The sequence below is a fragment of the Polaribacter aquimarinus genome, assembly GCF_003129485.1.
Lineage (GTDB): Bacteria > Bacteroidota > Bacteroidia > Flavobacteriales > Flavobacteriaceae > Polaribacter > Polaribacter aquimarinus.
Genome location: NZ_QFFG01000001.1, coordinates 484,772 through 504,757, shown reverse-complemented (window position 1 = coordinate 504,757; position 19,986 = coordinate 484,772). Strand labels below are relative to the sequence as shown.

Here is a 19,986-nt window from a genome sequence, read left to right as displayed (position 1 = left end):
AAAAATGAAAATTAAATTATTTTCGATAACTCTATTATTAACCGTAGTTTCTTTATTAAGTTGTAAAAAAGAAACAAAATCTGAGTCAGTATCAGAGAATTCTAAAGAAGTATCTAAAAAGCCAAATATTGTATACATTTTAACCGATCAATGGAGAGGCTCTGCGTTAGGATATGCAGGAAACGTTGATGTAAAAACACCTAATTTAGATGCATTTGCAAAAGAAGCTGTCAATTTTACAAATACGGTATCTGTAACACCTGTATGTACTCCGCATAGGGCAGCATTATTTACAGGAAGATTCCCAACAACAACAGGAATGATTGTAAACGACGTGTATTTGCCTTCGGAAGAATTGTGTATGGCAGAAATATATAAAGAAGCAGGTTATAATACAGCTTATTGGGGTAAATGGCATTTAGATGGTCATGGTCGTTCTACTTATATTCCAAAAGAAAGACGTCAAGGATTCGATTTTTGGAGAGCTTTAGAATGTTCTCATAATTATACAAAAATGCCTTATTATGATAACGATAATGAAGAGTTGAAACACTGGGATAAATATTCGCCTTTTGCAATTGTAGAAGATGCAAACCAATATTTAGCGCAGCATGCCAAAGATGAAGCACCTTTTTTAGCGGTAGTTTCTATAGCTACACCACATTATCCACATAGTTCTGCACCAAAAAAATATAAGGACATGTATCCTCCAGAATCTCTAAAATTGAATCCGAATGTTTCCAAAAAATATGAAGAACGAAGCAGGAAAGAATTGCAAGGATATTATGCACACGCTACAGCTACGGATGAAGCTATAGGACGCTTATTACAACAAATAAAAGCTTTAAATCTTTCAGAAAATACGATTATTGTATTTTCCGCAGACCATGGCGAAATGATGGGGGCACATAACATTAAGCCTTTTGTAAAACAATTGGCTTGGGATGAATCTATTAGAGTGCCTTTTTTAATTAAATATCCAGGAATAAATACTCAAAAGGGAGCAGTTGTAAATGCACCTTTAACCACACCAGATATTTTACCTTCTTTATTAAGTTTATCAAATATTAAAATACCAGAAACGATTGAGGGAGAGAATTTAGCTGATTTAATGAAAAAGCCTGATCCAAATGCAGATCGTGCTGCTTTGGTAATGAATGTTGCACCTTTTGGAGCGAATTTTAATGATCCACCTTATCGTGCTATAAAGACCAAACAATATACCTATGCTAGAACACCTGAAGGGCCAAGTATGTTTTTTGATAATGTAAAAGATCCTTATCAGATGAATAATTTATTGGGTAAACCTGAATTAGAAGCCATTCAAAAAGATTTAGACGAAAAGCTAAATGCGAGGTTAGCAGAAATAGGCGACGAATTTAAATCGAGAGACTATTATCTTAAAAAATACAATTATGTTTTTGATAAAAAGAAGCATGCTATTCCGTTTTGGGGTTTTAATGAAGGAAAAGGAAAATATAAAAATATTGGAGATATAAAACCTGTAGTACAATCTCCAAGACCAGTAAACTAAGGTTTCTATATAAACACTAATCAATATTATTAAAATGAATAAATTACTAGCACTATCAATAATAGGATTATCATTTTTAGCTTGTAATAAAAAAACATCTTCTAAAACAAAAGAAGAAAAACCTAATATTATTTTTATTCTTACCGATGACCAAAGATGGGATGCTTTAGGTTATACTGGTAACGCACTAGCGCACACTCCAGAAATGGATAAATTAGCTAAAAGTGGCGTATTTTTTAAAAATACCATAGCAACAACACCTATTTGTGCAGCAAGTAGAGCAAGTATATTTAGTGGTTTGCAAGAACGTACACACAATTACAGTTTTACTAGTAAAGCAATGAAAGATGAGTATATGGAGCAGGCTTTTCCACGAGTTTTAAAACAATCAGGATATTATACGGGGTTGTATGGTAAATTTGGAGTAAAATATAAAAAACTAGACTCTCTTTATGATGTTCATGAAAATTACGATTTAAGATACGATCGTAAAGATATTACCAGCTATTACTATAAAACTTTAGGTAAAGATACGGTACATTTAACGCGCTATACAGGAGAAAAAGCATTGCAATTTTTAGACAAAGCACCAACAGACAAACCGTTTTGTTTGCAGTTGAGTTTTAGTGCACCTCATGCTAGCGATAATACAGTTGAGCAATATTTTTGGCAAGAAGAAAACAATCATGTTTTAGAAAACGTAACCGTGCCAGATGCTAATATTTCTTCAGATGAAGATTATAATAAATTGCCACAATTGGTAAAAGATGGCTTTAATCGTTTACGTTGGTATTGGCGTTATGATACTCCAGAAAAGTACCAACATAGTGTTAAAGGGTATTTTAGAATGCTTGCTGGAATTGATAATGAAATAGCCAAAATTAGAACAAAATTAGAAGCCAAAGGTATCGCAGATAATACCATTATCGTTTTAATGGGCGATAATGGATTTTTCTTAGGAGAAAGACAAATTTCTGGGAAATGGTTGATGTACGATAATTCTTTAAAAGTGCCTTTAATTATTTATGATCCTAGAAATAAAGAACATAAAGATGTAGAACAAATGGCTTTGAATATAGATGTACCTTCAACTATTTTAGATTTTGCAGGTGTAGAAGCACCTAAAAGTTGGCATGGAAAAAGTTTAAAACCATTTATTAACGAAGAAAATGTGAATTTAGAACGTGATACGATTTTAATAGAGCATTTATGGGACTTTAAAAATATAGCGCCAAGTGAAGGGGTTAGAACCCAAGAGTGGAAGTATTTTAGATATGTAGATGACAAGTCTATTGAAGAATTGTATAATTTAAAAGATGATCCTAGAGAAACAAACAATCTTATTCATAATGAGCAATATCAAGATGTGTTAAACAACTTAAGAGCAAAATGTGAAGATTTAATAGAAAAGTATAAAGATCCTTATGCTTTAATTATTGAAAATAACACGTTTGATGGTAAAGCATTCCGTTGGATTGTGTCTAAAGATTCAAAAAAACAATCGGCTTATCAAATTTTATTGGCTTCTTCTCAAGAAAATATCAACAAAAATATTGCAGATGTTTGGAACAGTACTAAAATAAAAGGCAATACCAAAGAAGTTGTAAAACCAAAAGCACTCAAGTTAGAAAAGGGTAAAACCTATTACTGGAAAATGAGAATTTACGACGAATTAAATAGAACAGGAGCGTATACAAAAGCTCAAAAAATTACGAACTAGTAAAAAACAATATATAAAATGAAGAAGTTATTTTTCTTATTTCTAATTAGCTTTTCTTTTTCAACAACAGTTGCTCAAGAACAGAAACCCAATGTATTGGTGTTTTATGTAGATGATTTAAGAGCAGAATTAGGTTGTTACGGAAGTAAAACAGCAATCACACCTAATATAGATAAATTAGCTAGTGATGGCGTGATGTTTAATAGAGCTTATTCGCAACAAGCCATTTGTGCACCTTCGAGAATGAGTACATTAACGGGATTACGACCGGAAACCATGGGTATTTACAGTATTTTTACACCTCTTCGCAAGATTCATAAAGATGTGGTGTCTATGCCGCAATTGTTTAATAAAAATGGTTACAAAACGGTTAGTATTGGTAAGGTATATCATCACAGTTCAGACGATAAAAAAGAATGGTCTGTGTATTTTGGAAAAGAGGCAAACACTTACAATGACCCAAAAAATATAGCAATAATAGAACAATTAAAAAAAGAAGGAAAAAATCCAAAAGGCCCCGCTTTTGATATGGCAGATGTAGCAGATGAAGCTTATAAAGATGGTCGTGCTTCCAAATACGCAATTGAAACACTACATAAACTGAAAGATGATAAATTCTTAATGTTTGTAGGATTGAGTAAACCACATTTACCTTTTAATGCTCCAAAGAAGTATTGGGATATGTATAATCGAAATGATTTTGAGGTTCCCTCTAGAAATAAACCGGAAGGAGTGTATAGATTATCTTTAACAAAATGGGGAGAATTGAAAGGTTATCATGGCATTCCCAAAGATGGTGATTTAGATGATGAGTTAACTCGAACTTTAATCCATGGTTATCATGCTTCAATTAGTTATGTAGATGCTCAAGTAGGTAAGGTTATGCAAACTTTAGAAGACTTGGATTTGAGAAAAACCACCACCATTATATTTATGAGTGATCATGGATACAAAATAGGCGAATATGGAGCTTGGTGTAAGCACTCTAATATGGAAATAGATACAAGAGTTCCTTTAATTGTTAGTAGAGAAACCAATTATAAAAAACGAAAGACAGGAAAAACCTCTAAAGCACTGGTAGAAAATGTAGATATCTTTCCTACACTCGTTGATTTATGTGGTTTAGAAGGTCCAGAATTTGATGGTAAAAGTATTCTGTCTATTATAAATAAACCCAATAAAAAAGGAGATGAATACGCAACAAGTGTTTATGCAAGGGGTAAAAAAATTATGGGTGTTACAGCTACTGATGGAAAATGGCGTTATACAGAATGGAGAAATGCTAAAACTCATGAAATTTTACAAGCTGAATTGTATGAACATAAAAATAGCTTACTTTCTTATCTAAACTTATCAGGAAATAAAAAATATAAGAAGATAGAACAAAAAATGAAAAAACTTTTGGAAAAGCAATTTCCGAGAGACAAACCTTTTTTGCAAAATGATCAACCAAGAAAAAAATAATTTAATTAAAATTATTAATATAGTATAGAAAAGTGTTAAAAAACTTTTAGTTACCATAAATCAGATTATTAATTTGATGTGACTTCATAATTTTACAGTAATATTCTTAACAAGAAATTATGATTGAATATATTAAATTAGATACTAACTCTGTGGTTCCTAAGTATATACAGATTATAGATTCTATAATCCATAATATTACTATAGGAAATGTTAAAATTGGTGATAAAATTCCTTCAATCAATAAATTAAGTGAAGAGTTTTTTCTATCTAGAGATACTGTTGAGAGAGCTTATAGTGTTTTAAAAAAACGAAAATTAGTGGTTTCTGTCCATGGGAAAGGTACTTATATTTCTCAAAATCAGATAATATCAAAACTTAATGTACTGTTTTTAGTTAATAAACTAAGCCCTTTTAAAATGGAAGTTTACAATTCTTTTGCAAAGGAAATGGGTGATGGATGTCATGTAGATCTTCATAGTTATCATTGTGATGAAACGCTATTTTTAGAGTTAATGGAAAAGTACGAATCTTCTTATGATTATTATGTAATAATGCCTCATTTTAGACTCAAAGACCTATCACATATAAGTGTTACAGAAAAAGTAAAGAAAGCTATTAATAAAATACCTAAAGAAGATTTAATTTTATTAGACAATAAGAACCATAAAATAGAAGGTAATTTTATCGAAGTATATCAAGATTACGAAAATGATATTATTGCAGCTTTAAATAAAGGAGCAGAAAGTATATCCAAATACGACAAATTAACCATTGTGTATCCAAATACTTCATTTTATCCTTACCCGAAAAATATATTAAGTGGATTTGAAAAATATTGCACCCAAAATAATTTTAAATATGAAATTATTAAGGAAATAACTAATGAAACAAAATTAGAAAACAAAAATTTGTTTATCACAATTGAAGAGAGTGATTTGGTTAGTATTGTAAATAGAATTAAAGAAAGTAAGTACAATTTAGGTGCTGAAATTGGAGTGATTTCTTACAATGATACTCCTTTAAAACAGTTGTTAGGAATTACTGTATTATCTACAAATTTTAATGCTATGGGGCAGCAGGCTGCTAAAATGATTATTAATAATAAAATAGAAAAAGTTAAAGTACCTTTTAAATTAATAGAAAGAGATTCTATTTAATAGCTTTTGATATCTTTATAAAATAAAAGGAAGTCTTAAAAGACTTCCTTTTATTTTATAAAGATAATATATGAGTAAATAAAATCTATTTTTTACCTTCGGGAATATATTCTAAACTTAAAACTCAACGAATTTTTTAATGAAAGCTAAATTGTTTTTTTTATTAATATTCATTCATATTGTAAATATAAATGCTCAGATGAGCATTTATAATTTTAGAAATATCAATATTTCAGATGGTTTATCTAATAATACAGTATCATCTATAGCTCAAGACAAGTTTGGACAATTGTGGTTTGGAACAAGTAATGGATTAAACAAATACAATGGTCAAGAGATTACAGTTTATAGAAATTCACCAAAAGATAGGTATAGTATAAGTAATAGCGAGATTTCTAATGTTTTGGCAGATAAAGAGGGCTATGTTTGGGTTGGTACCTACAATGGATTAAATAGGTACAACCCGAAAAATAATACATTTAGAAGGTATTACAAAAGGAGTTCAAAAAAAAATTCTTTAACGCACAGTTTAATTATTAGTAGTTTAGAAATGCCATCTGGTAATATTTGGTTTGGTACTGCAAATGGAGTGTCTATTTATGAAAAAAAGAAAAACAGGTTTATTAAATTTTTACAAGGAAACGAAAAAACAGGTCTTAATTCGATACATGATATTTATTTAGACAAAAATAATATTATTTGGTTAGCTACAAATTCAAGTATTATTAAGGTCGAAAAGGATGAAAACAATAAATTTAAGGTTAAAAAATATAAAATTGATATACTAAAAAACAAGTCTTATGTTAATAGTATAAAAGAAGTTGCTCCTAATATACTAGGTATCGCAACTAGATATAAAGGGTACTTGAATTTTAATAAAAAAACAGAAAAATTTTTTAGACCTAAAGATTTAGATATACCAGATAATTTAGATGTTAGAGATTTAGAAATAGATGAGGATAAAAATTTATGGATAGCCTCTACAAGTGGTCTTTATATTGTGTCTTCTTCAAACAAGACTACTGTTATTAAAGAAAGTAATTTTAGTAATTATGGTAATATTCAAAATTTTATAAGAAGCATTTATAAAGATAAAAATGGGTTCTTTTGGTTAAGTACAGAAAATGGAGGTGTTATGACATGGCACAAATCTTACCAAAACTTTTTGCATCTTAAAAATAGCAATTCGTATAAAAATATAACCAATAGTATTATAGCAGGTAAAGATGGTGTAGTTTTTTTCGGCACTGAAGAAGGGGTAGTAAATAAAATAGATAAAGAAGGCAATGTGTTTGAAATTTTTAAAATTAGTAATGCAGATAATAGTATTAATTATACAGTAAAATCATTGTTCTTTTGCGAACCTAATTTACTGTTTATAGGAACCATAAATAAAGGCATAATTGTACTAGATATAAACACAAAAAAAATAGTACTTAACTATTTTTCTAATGATCTAAATAACTACTTAAGAAATACAACAATTATTGAATTAAAAAAAGATTTAAAAGAAAACTTGTATATAGGTACTTTTGGTAAGGGACTGGTTAAGTACAATTTAAAAACGAAGGTTTTCCAAACATACAGAAGACCAAAAATAGCAACAAACATAGTAAAAAGCATTGCCATAGATAATAACAATAATCTTGTTATTGGAGGTATGGGAGGGGTTTCTATAATTAAAGTGAATAGCAAAGGATATTTTAAAGTAAGCAACTATTTTAAAAACAATCCTTTAATCACCTACAATATAAGTTGTGTTTTTAAAGACTCTAATAATAACATATGGGCAGGCACTACAACAAAAGGACTCTATAAATTTGATAAAGAAGATTTTAAAAAAGCAAATATTCTCTATAAAGACAGATTTTCAAAAGTTAATTCTATTATAGAAGGAGAAAAAGGTGTGTTATGGATAAGTACAGATAAGGGAATTGTAAAATACAATTCTAATACAGGGAAAAGTTTTACCTACAATCAGAACATTATAGTTAATAATAGTTTTAGAGAAAATTCTAGTCTAAAATTAAAAGATCAATTTTATTTTGGAGATTTATATGGAATTACTGTTTTTAATCCTAAAAAAATTATAAAAATAACAAAGGTGCCTAAAGTGGTACTATCTAAGTTAAAAATTAAAAATGAACTAGTAGCTATTAATGATAATAACCAGGTTTTATCAAAAAGCTTGAATTATACAGATGTGTTAGAACTAGATCATACAAATTCTAATTTTTCTATAAGTTATGCGTTGCCAAATTATATTAATTCTAAAGGAAATAGATATGCATATCGTTTAAAAGGGTTAGATGATACATGGACGTTTACTAAACAAACTGAAGCCTTTTTTACTCTTCAAACAGCAGGTACATATACTTTTCAGGTAAAAGCTGCAAATCATGATAATGTTTGGAATAATAGACCTACTAACATAAAAATAATTATTCATCCTGCCCCTTGGAAAACCTGGTGGGCATACACTATTTATTTACTCTTACTTTTTTTTCTTTTTTATACAGTTTCATGGTTTATTCAATCAAAAACAAGGCTAAAAGATAAATTAGAGTTAGAATATATAGCTAACAAAAAAAATGAAGAATTAAATAAAGCCAAACTGCAATTTTTTACCAATATTTCTCATGAGTTTAGAACACCTTTAACTTTAATTTTAGGACCATTACAGAATGTTTTAGAAAACTATAAAGGAACAAACGCAACATATAAAAAGTTAAGAATTATTGAAAGTAGTACCAATCATCTATTAAGGCTAATTAATAGATTAATGGATTTTAGAAAATTAGAAAGTAATCAATTTAAACTAGAAGCTGCAGAGGGGAATATTGTAAAATTTTTAAGAGAAATATATTTGTCGTTTTCTGAATATGCAAAAGATAAAAACTATAACTATAGTTTTAATACTTCAGAAGAAGAGATTAGTGTTTATTATGACAGATATAAATTAGAAAGAGTTTTTTATAATTTAATATCTAATGCCTTTAGGTATACCAAAGAAGGTGGAACTATTTCTATAAATATAACCAAAGACAAAGAAAACGTTTTTATTACTGTAAAGGATTCTGGTGTAGGAATTGCAGAAGAATATATAGATAAAATTTTTGATCGCTTTTTTGAAGTGGCTGCTCATAAACAAGGAGAAGGAAAATATATTAAAGGAACAGGTATAGGTTTGTCTATTGCTAAAAATATAGTAAAACTTCATCATGGAAGCATTTTTGTAGAAAACGTAAAACCTTCAGGAGCTTTATTTTCGGTAAAATTAAAATTAGACAAAAAGCATTTGTCTTCAGATGAGATTATAGAAAATTTTAAAATGAGCGATGATGTTTCTCAGTATGTTTCTCAAATAGACATTCCAAAAGTAAAAACAGATTATAATATTCAAGACTTAATCACTCAAGATAAAAAATATACAATTCTTGTTGTTGAAGATAATGCCGTTTTAAGGTCTTTTATAAAAGAGATTTTAAAAATTAATTATAATGTGTTAGAAGCAGAAAATGGAAAAGTTGCCTTAGAAAAGGCTATTAAAAATTTACCAGATCTTATAATAAGTGATGTAATTATGCCAGAAATGGTGGGTACAGAACTATGTTCTAAAATAAAAACAACCCTGACTACCAGTCATATTCCTGTAATTTTATTAACCTCTAGAACATCTTTAGTATACAAATTTGAAGGTCTAGAGAGTGGCGCAGATGATTATATTAGTAAACCGTTTAATTTAAAAGAGTTTAACTTAAAAATTCGAAATCTTTTAGAATCAAAACAACGAATCAAAGAAAAGTTTTTGACAGATCAAAGTTTTGAATCTATGGACGTTTCTTTAACTTCTTTAGATCAGAAATTACTAGAAAAAGCATTTAAAACTGTAAAAGACAATATCGCAAACGAAGATTTTAATATTGCTCAATTTAGTGAAGATTTAGGTGTAAGTCGTTCTATGCTTTTTACTAAAATTAAAGCTTGGTCTAATGCAACTCCTAATGATTTTATTCAAGAAATAAGATTAAAACACGCTGCAAAATTATTAGAATTAGACAAATTTAGTGTTTCAGAAGTTAGTTATAAAGTAGGTTTTAAGAGGCCTAAGTATTTTAGTCAATGTTTTAAGAAAAAATATAATTTAACACCTAGCGAATTTTCTGAAAAATTCAAAACTAACTTGTAGAAAATAATACTTTATAATCCTGACAGTACAGGATTATTCTTTAGTTTTATAAAATTAAGTTTGGTAATTATCTAAAAACCTAAATAAGAAATGAAAAGATTACTCCTAATACTATTTTTATTTACCTGTGTTAGTTCATTCAATGCACAGCGAAAAGAAATCAATTTTAATAATAACTGGTACTTTATTTTAGAAGATAATCCTTCATTTTCAAAAGAAAAACTTGATGCTTCGTCTTGGGCAAACTTAAATGTCCCTCACGATTGGTCGTTTGAAAAAGGAGTTAGAAAAGGTGGTGATCAAGGACAGGGTGGTGGTTATCATGATGGTGGAATTGGGTGGTATAGAAAGTATTTTAATGTAAAAAAAGAAAGTCTATCTAAAATCACTTACATCAATTTTGATGGTGTGTATATGAATAGTGAAGTTTGGATAAACGGGAATTACATTGCAAAGAGACCTTACGGGTATATTAGTTTTAGATACGATATTTCTAAATATTTAAAAGAAGGAAAAAACACTATTGCAGTTAGAGTAGATAATGCTTTAGAACCTTCAGCAAGGTGGTATCACCCTTGTGGAATATATGCACCCGTAAAATTAATTGAGGTAAACAAAACGCACATTCAACCCAACAGCATTTTTATAAAAACACCTTCCATCAATAAAAATAAAGCAAAAGTTGTGGTTGATGCTGTTGTTAATGGAGCAATAAAAAAGTTGAAATACGAGGTAAAACTATTCTCTCCAGAAGGAAAAGAGTTAACCAATAATTGCGAAAAATTAGAGTCATCAAATCCTAGTTATCAATTTGAAGTAAAAAACCCACAATTATGGAGCCCGGAAAGTCCAATTTTATACAAAGCTGTCACACAAATTTTAAAAGGCAAAAAAGTAATTGATGAAATAGAAACAAGGTTCGGATTCAAAACTGTAAAATGGGAAACGAAAACAGGTTTCTGGTTAAATGGAGAAAACGTAAAGTTAAAAGGTGTTTGCGAACATTGGGAAGGTGGTCCTGTTGGTGGTGCTTGGACAAAACCTTTGTTACGTTGGAAATTACAATCTTTAAAAGATATGGGAATTAATGCTATCCGTCCTTCTCATAACCCAACACCACCTATGTTTTATGATATTTGTGATGAAATTGGACTCTTGGTTATGGATGAAATTTTTGATGGTTGGCACAAAAAAGCACCTCAAGATTATGGAAAACAAGCTTTTGATCAATGGTGGAAACGCGATGTAAAAGAATGGATTACAAGAGATCGTAATCATGCCAGCATTTTTGTTTGGAGTTTAGGTAACGAAACCCATAGTGATGTTGCTCCAGAAATGGTGGAATTTGGAAGAAATTTAGATCCAACACGATTGTTTACTTCAGGAGCAGGAAATCCAGAAGATATGGATATTCAGGGTGTAAATGGAGGATCTGAAACCAAATCTTTTATTGAAGGTAAAACTCTTGAAAAACCTTTTATTTCTACAGAAGCGCCGCATACTTGGCAAACTAGAGGTTATTATCGAACACAAACTTGGTGGAGAGACAATGAACTTCCTGGCACTTATCCTTTACCCAATTTAACTGAAAAAGAAATTTTCTTTTACGAGGGTATTAATCCTAAAAATTGGAGAAACAGAAAACAAAGTTTTAATTCATCTTATGATAATGCTACTGTAAGAGTTTCAGCTAGAAAGTATTGGGAAGTTGTTAGAGATACTCCTTGGCATAGTGGACAATTTAGATGGACAGGTTTTGATTATTATGGAGAAGCAGGTTTAGTGCACGGTGGATTACCTTTTAATCTATTTATGGGAGGCGCTTTAGATGTAGCCGGATTTAAAAAAGATTTATTTCATTTTTATAGAAGTCAATGGACAACAAAACCTATGATTCATATGTTACCACATTGGACACATCCAAGAATGAAAAAAGGAACGGTTATTCCTGTTTGGGTATATTCTAATGCTGATGAAGTTGAATTATTTTTAAACGGAAAATCATTAGGAAAAGATAAACCAGGAACTATTTGGAATGAAATGCAATGCGAATGGATGGTACCTTATCAAGAAGGAAAGCTAGAAGCTGTGGCGTATATTAACGGGAAAGAAGTTAAACGAACCTCATTTAGTACAAGTGCTCAACCATCAACATTAAAAACAACCATTGAGAAATTAGATGCTGAAGATAGTTTTACGACAAGTTATATCATAACTTCAGAAAGTTTAGATAAAAATGATAACCTATATCCTTACGGCGAAAATAAAGTTTATTACAACATTCAAGGTGATGTAAAAACGATTTCCATGGAAAATGGAAATCCAATAGATCCAACAAGTAGAACAAAATCAAATTTTAGAGCTTTGTTTTTTGGGAAGACAAGGTTATTTTTAAGAGAGCAGCCAAATGCGAAAAAAGCTTCAATAATAACTGCCTCAATTTTAGGTGATAAAGCTCTATATAGTTCAAATGTAATTACAATTGATACTAGACAGGTTAATGTTTTAGGAGATAATCAATCTTCTGACTTATCAATTTACTATACCGTTAATGGAGATAATCCTATTTCAAAAGGAATGTTATATACAAATGAATTCGAAGTTTCAGATGGTACAACAGTAAAAGCTGTTGTAAAACAAAATGGTAAAATCATTTTAGAAATGAATGAAACTTTTGGTAAAAACGAAGGATTGTTTTGGGGTGATGAACATTCTAAAGACATGTGGATTGGTAGAGGTGTAAATATTTCTGCTGAAGAAGGTATTTTAAAAGGAGGTGCAAAAGCAAGTAGAGATGCTAGACGCTACAAAGGAAGTGGGTTTGTCCGTTTTGACGGGATGGAAGGATCAGTTGAATTTTATCAAGAAAATGATGGAGAAGAAGGAGATTATAGTATGCGTTTTAGGTATATGCATAATAACAAAAATAAGTTACATCCTATGAAACTATATTTAAACGATGAATATATAAGAACTATAGAATTTAAAGCCACTGGTGGATGGGAAAAAGAATGGAAATTTGTTCCAGCTATTTTAAGATTAAAATCAGGAGCAAATAGTATTAGATTAGAGACTACCGGTCAAAGTGGACCATATATAGATGAATTATTTATCGATTGATGCTATTAGAAAAATAAATTACAATAAATGTAAATTTTTATGATAAATCTTTTTAAGCACAGAAAAAACATATTTTTTATACTTTTAATAAGTTTATGTTATAGTGCTTTTTCGCAAAAAAATAATTCAAAGATTTATGTTGTTGATTTTGATGAATTAGAATCAAAAAAAAAACATATTACGAATAGTAGAAATAAAAAAGCTTTAAAAAATTATAAAAATTTAATTAATAAAGCAGATCAATTACTTGATAGAGCGGTGTTTTCTGTAGTAAATAAAACAGGGATTCCACCAAGCAAAAGTAAGCATGATTATATGAGTATTGGCCCATATTATTGGCCAAATCCAAAAACTAAGGACGGTTTACCATATATTAGAAAAGATGGAAAAGTAAATCCTGAGACTAGAAATAAGTTTACAGACATAGTAGAAAAAAGCAATTTTATCTCTGCAATTAAAACTCTTAGTAAAGCCTATTTTTTTAGTGATGATATTAAGTATGGAAATAAAAATATTGAGTTTATTAACGCTTGGTTTCTAGATGAAGCTACAAAAATGAATCCTAATATTAACTACGGACAAAGTGTTCCAGGGAAATCGGAGGGAAGATGTTTTGGTATCATAGAGTTTGGAGATATTATTGAAATTATTAAATTTTTAGAAATCGCTAGCAAGAAGGGTATTCTAGACAATGATACTGAAAAAGGAATGTTTAATTGGTTTACGGAATATAGTAATTGGTTAAAAAATAGTGTGTTAGGTAAAGAAGAGGCTACCAGAAAAAATAACCATGCTACACACTATGATGCGCAACTGCTAAATATTTTATTGTATTTAAATAAAATAGAGGAAGTTAAAACCTACATTTCAACAATTACAAGATCTAGAATTTTTAGTCAAATAGAACCAGACGGTAGCCAACCTTTAGAGTTAGCAAGAACAAAATCATTTTCATATTCGGTAATGAATTTACATGGATTTTTAGAGTTGGCAATTATTGGTAAAAAAGTAGGTGTTGATCTTTGGAACGAAACCTCAGAAGACGGCAGAAGTATAAAAACAGGATATCAATATATGGTACCATTTCTTACCAAAAAAAAGAAATGGGAATACCAGCAAATTAAAAGCAGGACATACTCCGAAGAAAGAATAATATCAGATTTAAAGTTGATTCGTAAAATTTTTAAAGATGATTCTTTTGACAACTCACTTCTTAAACTAAAAAAGATTAATCGTAAGATGCACTAAATAATTTAAAGCAAAAATAGCTTAACAGAACACCATTTTTATGAAGTTATATGTCACATGTTTTTTTATCTTGCTTATAACAATTACACTGTTTAGTTGTGTGGATTCAAAAGTTGAAAATAACTCAGTAGTTTCTTATCCAAAGGATTTAACACAATTGCATAAAAATGTGCTTAATTATTTTGTAAATCAAAGAAATGATGATGATGAAATTAAACAATTATTACAAAATTTTCAAGAAGATGGATCATGGTCGACTATAGATTATACAAATAAAATAAGAGGAGGTTGGCCTGTAAAAAAACATCTAAAATATGTGCAACAGTTCGCTATTAATTACAAAACAAAAACCTCTAAATACTATCTAGATAAGCATCTTTCAAAAAAAATACATAAAGGTTTAAATTACTGGTTAGATAACGATTTTTTAAGTACCAATTGGCATGATCAACACATAGGTGTTCCAGAATTATTATTGCCAACTCTTTTTTTAATAGAAAATGAATTAACGAAACAGCAGTTAAACAAAGCTACTGTGTTGTTGCATCGTGCAAGAATAAAAATGTCTGGTCAGAATAAAGTTTGGTTAGCTACAAATGTAATGTTGCGCTCATTGTTATTACGAAAACCTGATTCAGTAGCCATTGCCAGTAAAGCTATTCAAAATGAATTACAGATAGCAACAGGTGTTGGCGTTAAATCAGATTGGTCTTACCATGAGCATGGTGCACAATTGCAATTTGGTAATTATGGATTGTCTTATTTAGAAGATATGATAAAATGCTATACTTTAGTTAGCAACACATCTTTTCAGTTTGATGAAAGTAAAATTAATTTTCTTAGAAACATCATTTTGAAAGGTCAGCAGTGGATTATTTATAACAATATATACGATGTAAGTGCATCTGGAAGACAGCTTTTTAACAACGAACAACGCAAAAAAGCAGCCCGTTTAGAAATTTGTATTCAAAAAATGAAAAATTTAGACAAAAAATTTTCAAAAGAATATGATAAGGCTATAGATACTAAAATGTTATCTGGAAATAAACATTTTTGGAAATCCGATTTTCAAGTGCACAGAACGGAAGATTTCTATTTTTCGGTTAAAATGAGTTCAAAGCGAGTTGTTGGTACTGAATCTGTTAATAAAGAAAATGTTCAAGGATACTATTTGGGAGATGGAGTTTCAATATTATCAACAACAGGAAAAGAATACGAAAATATCTTTCCATTTTGGGACTGGAAAAAACTACCAGGAACTACAATTATTCAAGATAACAAACCTTTACCAATTATAAAATTTAGTGGCTTTAAAACCAATAGTGTTTTTGTTGGAGGTGTTAGTAATGGCAAAAACGGAATTGCAGTTTTAGATTATAATCGTGATGGCTTAAAAGCCAAAAAATCATGGTTTATGTTTGATGATAAAATTATTTGTTTAGGAAGTGGAATTTCTACAAATGCAAACCATCAAGTTGTAACATCAATAAATCAATCTTTCTTAAAAGGTAGCGTTGTAATCGGAAAAGATGGTGTTTTAGAAACTAGCGTCAGAAGAAAAAGAGGATTTACACCAGATTGGATTTTGCATGATAATATTGGGTATTTATTTCCTAAAGGTGGTAATGCTAACCTATCTACCCAAATATTAGAAGGTAGTTGGAACAAAGTTGCAAAACGTTACAGACCAGTTATTCTCACAGAGCATATTTTTAAATTGTGGTTATCTCATGGCGCACAACCTAAAAATGCATCTTATAGATACATTTTAGTGCCAAATGCCTCTGAAGAAAAAATGAAGAGCTTGCACAAAAACAATCCTTTTAAAATTATGAATACCAAAGTGCAACAGTCTGTTGTTTCGTCTGATGAAAAAAAGGCAGGTTTTGTATTTTATAAAAAAGGAACAACTACAATTAAAGAAGGAATTTCTGTAGATGCACCTTGTGTGATATTATTAGAAGAAAAGTTAGATTATTTAGATTTGGCAATTAGCGACCCTTCTCAAAAGCTCACTAAAATTGGCGTATCTGTTAAAGGGAACTATAGTATTAAAAATAGTAATTACAAGAATGGTAAAACTCATTTTGTAATTCATTTACCTCAAGGAGAACAAGCAGGAAAAACGGTTCAATTGCAATTAAAAAGAAATTAAAAAAGTATGAAAAAGACAGTTTTGTTTTATACACTAATACTATTCACGCTTGTTTTTACAGTAAAATGTCAAAACATTAAAAAGGAAGTAAAAACAACAAAAGAATTAGCAAAAGGATTTCAAAATCCGCCTGACGAATCAAAACCGAGAACTTGGTATCATGTAAATAGTGATAACATGTCTAAAGAAGGGTTTACTAAAGATTTAAAAGCCATTAAAGAAGCGGGTATTGGAGGTGTTTTGGTATTTAATGTTTCTATGGGTTTGCCAGAAGGCGATGTAAAATACAATTCGCAAGAACATAGAGATATTTTAACACACGCAGCCAAAGAGTGCGAAAAATTAGGACTGAGTTTTGGTGTGCATAACTGCGATGGATGGACGTCTAGTGGTGGCCCTTGGGTTACTCCAGAAAACGCCATGAAAGTTGTGGTACATAGTGAGCAGATTGTAAAGGGAGGTCAAATAAATACCAAACTTGCACAACCACCTTCAAGACACAATTTCTATAAAGATATTGCTGTGGTTGCTTATCCTTCATTAAAAACAGAATTAATAGACGCAGAAGTGCAGCCTATAATTACTTCTTCAGATAAGGCGTTTAATCCAAAATTAGCAACCGATAAACAAACCAATACGCATGCAGATTTAAAGCAAAAAGAATGGGTTCAGTTCGATTATGGTAAACCACATACCATACGTTCGTTGTCTATTTTTATCAATAAAAGAAAAGGAAGATTTAGTTTGTTAAAATCAGACGATGGTATACATTTCACTATAGTTCGTAAACCCAATGAAGAACGTATTGGAAAAGATGAATGTTATTTTAAAGAACAGTTTAAAGCTGTTACTGCACGCTATTTTAGATTGGTTACAGACTTAGATACTGGTATTTATGAAATGAAACTTTCAGCGAATTATAGCTTGGGAAACGAACTAGAATTTACTTCCTACAGAAGACGCAAACGACCTACAGGAAACCCTGATAAGGAAACGTTTATTCATAAAAAAGACATTGTCGTACTAACTGATAAAATGGACGATAATGGTGTTTTAAAAACGAGTTTACCAGAAGGAAACTGGACCATTATGCGATTTGGTTTTACAGCTTCTGGAGCAACAAACGAGCCTGCTTCTGATGCAGGAACAGGTTTAGAGATTGATAAATTCAGTAAAAAAGCTTTAAAAATTCACTATGATGCTTTTGTGGGTAAATTGGTAAAACAAGCCAAAATTGATGCTCCAAATGCTTTGCAATATGTAGAAATTGATAGTTATGAAGTAGGGCCACAAAATTGGACAGACGACATGGAAATTATATTTGAAGAGAAATACAACTATGATTTTGTGCCCTTTTTACCATTATTTGCAGGTAAATATGTAGAAGATGTAGCAACAGTAGAAGATGTGTTTTGGGATATGAAACGTTTGGTTAGCGATTTAATGGTAACCAATTATTTCGATTACTTCACAGAATTATGTCACGAAGATGGATTGTTGTCTTATATAGAACCTTACGGTTTTGTAGGGCCTTTTAATAGTTTAGACGCAGGTAGAAGTGCAGATATTCCTATGGGAGAATTTTGGTTGGGGAAACCAAACAATCATAAAAGAGCAGCCGTGTCATCAGGACATATTTATGGGAAAAATGTCATTTCTGCGGAAGCTTTTACAAGCACCAAATTAAACTGGAGTTTTCATCCAGCGTTAGCCAAACAAAAAGGCGATTACGAGTGGACAAACGGTATTAACGAATATATGTTTCATCGTTTTGCACACCAATCCAATACCCATGTAGAACCAGGCATGTCTATGAGTTTTGTAGGTTCTCACATAGATAGAACGCAAACGTGGTGGGACAATGCAGGGCCAGAGTGGTTCAATTATTTGGCAAGAGGTTCGTACATGTTACGTCAAGGAAATCCAGTAGTAGATTTGTTATTTTTTGTTGGAGATAGAGCTCCAAATCATGTGATACATCGTAAACAAATTAAACCACAATTGCCTAAAGCTTATAAATACGATTGTGTAAATGCTGAAGTTATTGTAAAACGATTAACGGTAGAAAACGGCAAGTTGAAATTACCTAATGGTATTACGTACAATGCTTTGGTTTTGCCTAATACTGATGTAATGACTTTTGCAACCGTAAAAGGTATTTGGGAATTAAGTAAACAAGGCGCAATTATTATCGGGAAAAAACCGAAACGTTTAGGAGGTTATCAAAAATCACAGGAAAATCAAGAAACGTTTAACGAATTAATCGAAGCGATTTGGTCAAGTAAAAAAACTTATACTGATTTTGAATGGGAAAACATTTTCAAAACAAATAACATTCAAAAAGACCTCATTGTTAAGGGGCAACCCGATTTTAACTATTACCACAGAAGAACTGAAAATGAAGATATTTATTTTATCTACAATCATAATTTAACGGAATCTGAAACTTTAGAGTGTAGTTTTTTAATTGATGGAAAAGTGCCAGAATTATGGAAAAGTACTAGTGGCGAAATTGTTGAATTGGCAGCCTATTCTCATAAAGATGGAAGAACAAATGTGTCCATTGATTTAAAACCACAAGAATCGGTGTTTGTCGTGTTTCAAAAGTCTTCAAAAAAAGCGACTAAAATTACTGCTATTGAAACAAATGCTTCAAAAAAACCTTTGTTTTCAGTAAATCAAAAAGACCAAAAATTGAAAATGGAAGTTTTCGAAAACGGAAACTATTCAAGCTTAATTAACAATACTGAAAAATGGAATATAAACGTTACTGATATTCCTAATCCTGTAGCAATTGATAACGAATGGACCATCGATTTTCGCGAACAAGATCATCACAAAGCACAAATAAAAACAACTAATTTATTTGATTGGACAACCCACAAAGAAGAAGGTATTAAGCATTATTCAGGTACAGCTATTTATCAAACAAAGTTTAATATAGAAAAAGGGTTTTTACAAGAAGATAAAGCGTTTACGTTAAACCTTGGAGCAGTTCATGTTATTGCAAAGGTAATGCTTAATGGAAAAGAGATTGGGGTAAGTTGGCTAGCACCTTACAATCTTGATGTAACTTCAGCCTTAAAAGAAGGCGAAAATGAGTTAGTTATTGAGGTAACCAACCAATGGACTAATCGTTTAATTGGTGATGAAAAGTTACCTAACCAAGCAGGTTATGATATAAGACGAGGTAGTCCAGGTTTTGGACCTTCAGATTTTAGAGGCGATATGATAAAAATGCCAGAGTGGTTTAGAAATAATGAGCCACTTCCAGAAGGACCGAGAACAACATTTAGTGCCTATTCGTTTCAAAAAGCAACAGATAAATTATTACCATCTGGTTTGTTAGGACCTGTTACAATTACTACTTCAAAAATTATAAAAAGAAAATAAGCA

Annotated in this window: 9 protein-coding genes; all 9 read left to right on the top strand. The window is 30.4% G+C overall.

The features are described from left to right. Nucleotides 1–4 precede the first annotated feature (4 nt). The 9 genes from DIS07_RS02215 to DIS07_RS02175 all read left to right on the top strand — a co-directional run bounded on the left by DIS07_RS02215 (nucleotide 5) and on the right by DIS07_RS02175 (nucleotide 19,983). Complete coding sequence (locus DIS07_RS02215) at nucleotides 5–1,534, top strand: sulfatase family protein (RefSeq protein ID WP_109403581.1); 1,530 nt, start codon at nucleotides 5–7, stop codon at nucleotides 1,532–1,534. Nucleotides 1,535–1,568: 34 nt separating this feature from the next. Further along, nucleotides 1,569–3,254, top strand: coding sequence for a sulfatase-like hydrolase/transferase (locus tag DIS07_RS02210; RefSeq protein WP_109403580.1), 1,686 nt, complete (start codon nucleotides 1,569–1,571; stop codon nucleotides 3,252–3,254). An 18-nt stretch (nucleotides 3,255–3,272) separates the two neighbouring features. Next, entirely contained in the window at nucleotides 3,273–4,718 is a 1,446-nt protein-coding gene (locus tag DIS07_RS02205) for a sulfatase (protein WP_109403579.1), read from the top strand. A 119-nt stretch (nucleotides 4,719–4,837) separates the two neighbouring features. After that, a complete protein-coding gene (locus DIS07_RS02200) occupies nucleotides 4,838–5,878 on the top strand; it encodes a GntR family transcriptional regulator (RefSeq protein WP_109403578.1) in 1,041 nt (346 codons plus the stop codon). Nucleotides 5,879–6,077: 199 nt separating this feature from the next. After that, a complete protein-coding gene (locus tag DIS07_RS02195) occupies nucleotides 6,078–10,067 on the top strand; it encodes a two-component regulator propeller domain-containing protein (protein WP_181374509.1) in 3,990 nt (1,329 codons plus the stop codon). A gap of 90 nt (nucleotides 10,068–10,157) precedes the next feature. After that, nucleotides 10,158–13,187 (top strand): sugar-binding domain-containing protein, encoded by a 3,030-nt coding sequence (locus DIS07_RS02190; RefSeq protein WP_109403576.1) that lies wholly within the window; start codon nucleotides 10,158–10,160, stop codon nucleotides 13,185–13,187. A 39-nt stretch (nucleotides 13,188–13,226) separates the two neighbouring features. Further along, a complete protein-coding gene (locus tag DIS07_RS02185) occupies nucleotides 13,227–14,435 on the top strand; it encodes an alginate lyase family protein (RefSeq protein WP_109403575.1) in 1,209 nt (402 codons plus the stop codon). 100 nt (nucleotides 14,436–14,535) lie between these two features. Continuing rightward, nucleotides 14,536–16,590 (top strand): polysaccharide lyase family 8 super-sandwich domain-containing protein, encoded by a 2,055-nt coding sequence (locus DIS07_RS02180; protein ID WP_181374508.1) that lies wholly within the window; start codon nucleotides 14,536–14,538, stop codon nucleotides 16,588–16,590. A 6-nt stretch (nucleotides 16,591–16,596) separates the two neighbouring features. After that, nucleotides 16,597–19,983, top strand: coding sequence for a glycosyl hydrolase (locus DIS07_RS02175; protein ID WP_109403573.1), 3,387 nt, complete (start codon nucleotides 16,597–16,599; stop codon nucleotides 19,981–19,983). The last annotated feature ends 3 nt before the right edge of the window (nucleotides 19,984–19,986 follow it).

What these genes read in the sequence shown, in the direction of transcription:
- DIS07_RS02215 (WP_109403581.1), top strand. Translation starts at nt 5, where the DNA reads ATGAAAATTAAATTATTTTCGATAACTCTATTATTAACCGTAGTTTCT.
- DIS07_RS02210 (WP_109403580.1), top strand. Translation starts at nt 1,569, where the DNA reads ATGAATAAATTACTAGCACTATCAATAATAGGATTATCATTTTTAGCT.
- DIS07_RS02205 (WP_109403579.1), top strand. Translation starts at nt 3,273, where the DNA reads ATGAAGAAGTTATTTTTCTTATTTCTAATTAGCTTTTCTTTTTCAACA.
- DIS07_RS02200 (WP_109403578.1), top strand. Translation starts at nt 4,838, where the DNA reads ATGATTGAATATATTAAATTAGATACTAACTCTGTGGTTCCTAAGTAT.
- DIS07_RS02195 (WP_181374509.1), top strand. Translation starts at nt 6,078, where the DNA reads ATGAGCATTTATAATTTTAGAAATATCAATATTTCAGATGGTTTATCT.
- DIS07_RS02190 (WP_109403576.1), top strand. Translation starts at nt 10,158, where the DNA reads ATGAAAAGATTACTCCTAATACTATTTTTATTTACCTGTGTTAGTTCA.
- DIS07_RS02185 (WP_109403575.1), top strand. Translation starts at nt 13,227, where the DNA reads ATGATAAATCTTTTTAAGCACAGAAAAAACATATTTTTTATACTTTTA.
- DIS07_RS02175 (WP_109403573.1), top strand. Translation starts at nt 16,597, where the DNA reads ATGAAAAAGACAGTTTTGTTTTATACACTAATACTATTCACGCTTGTT.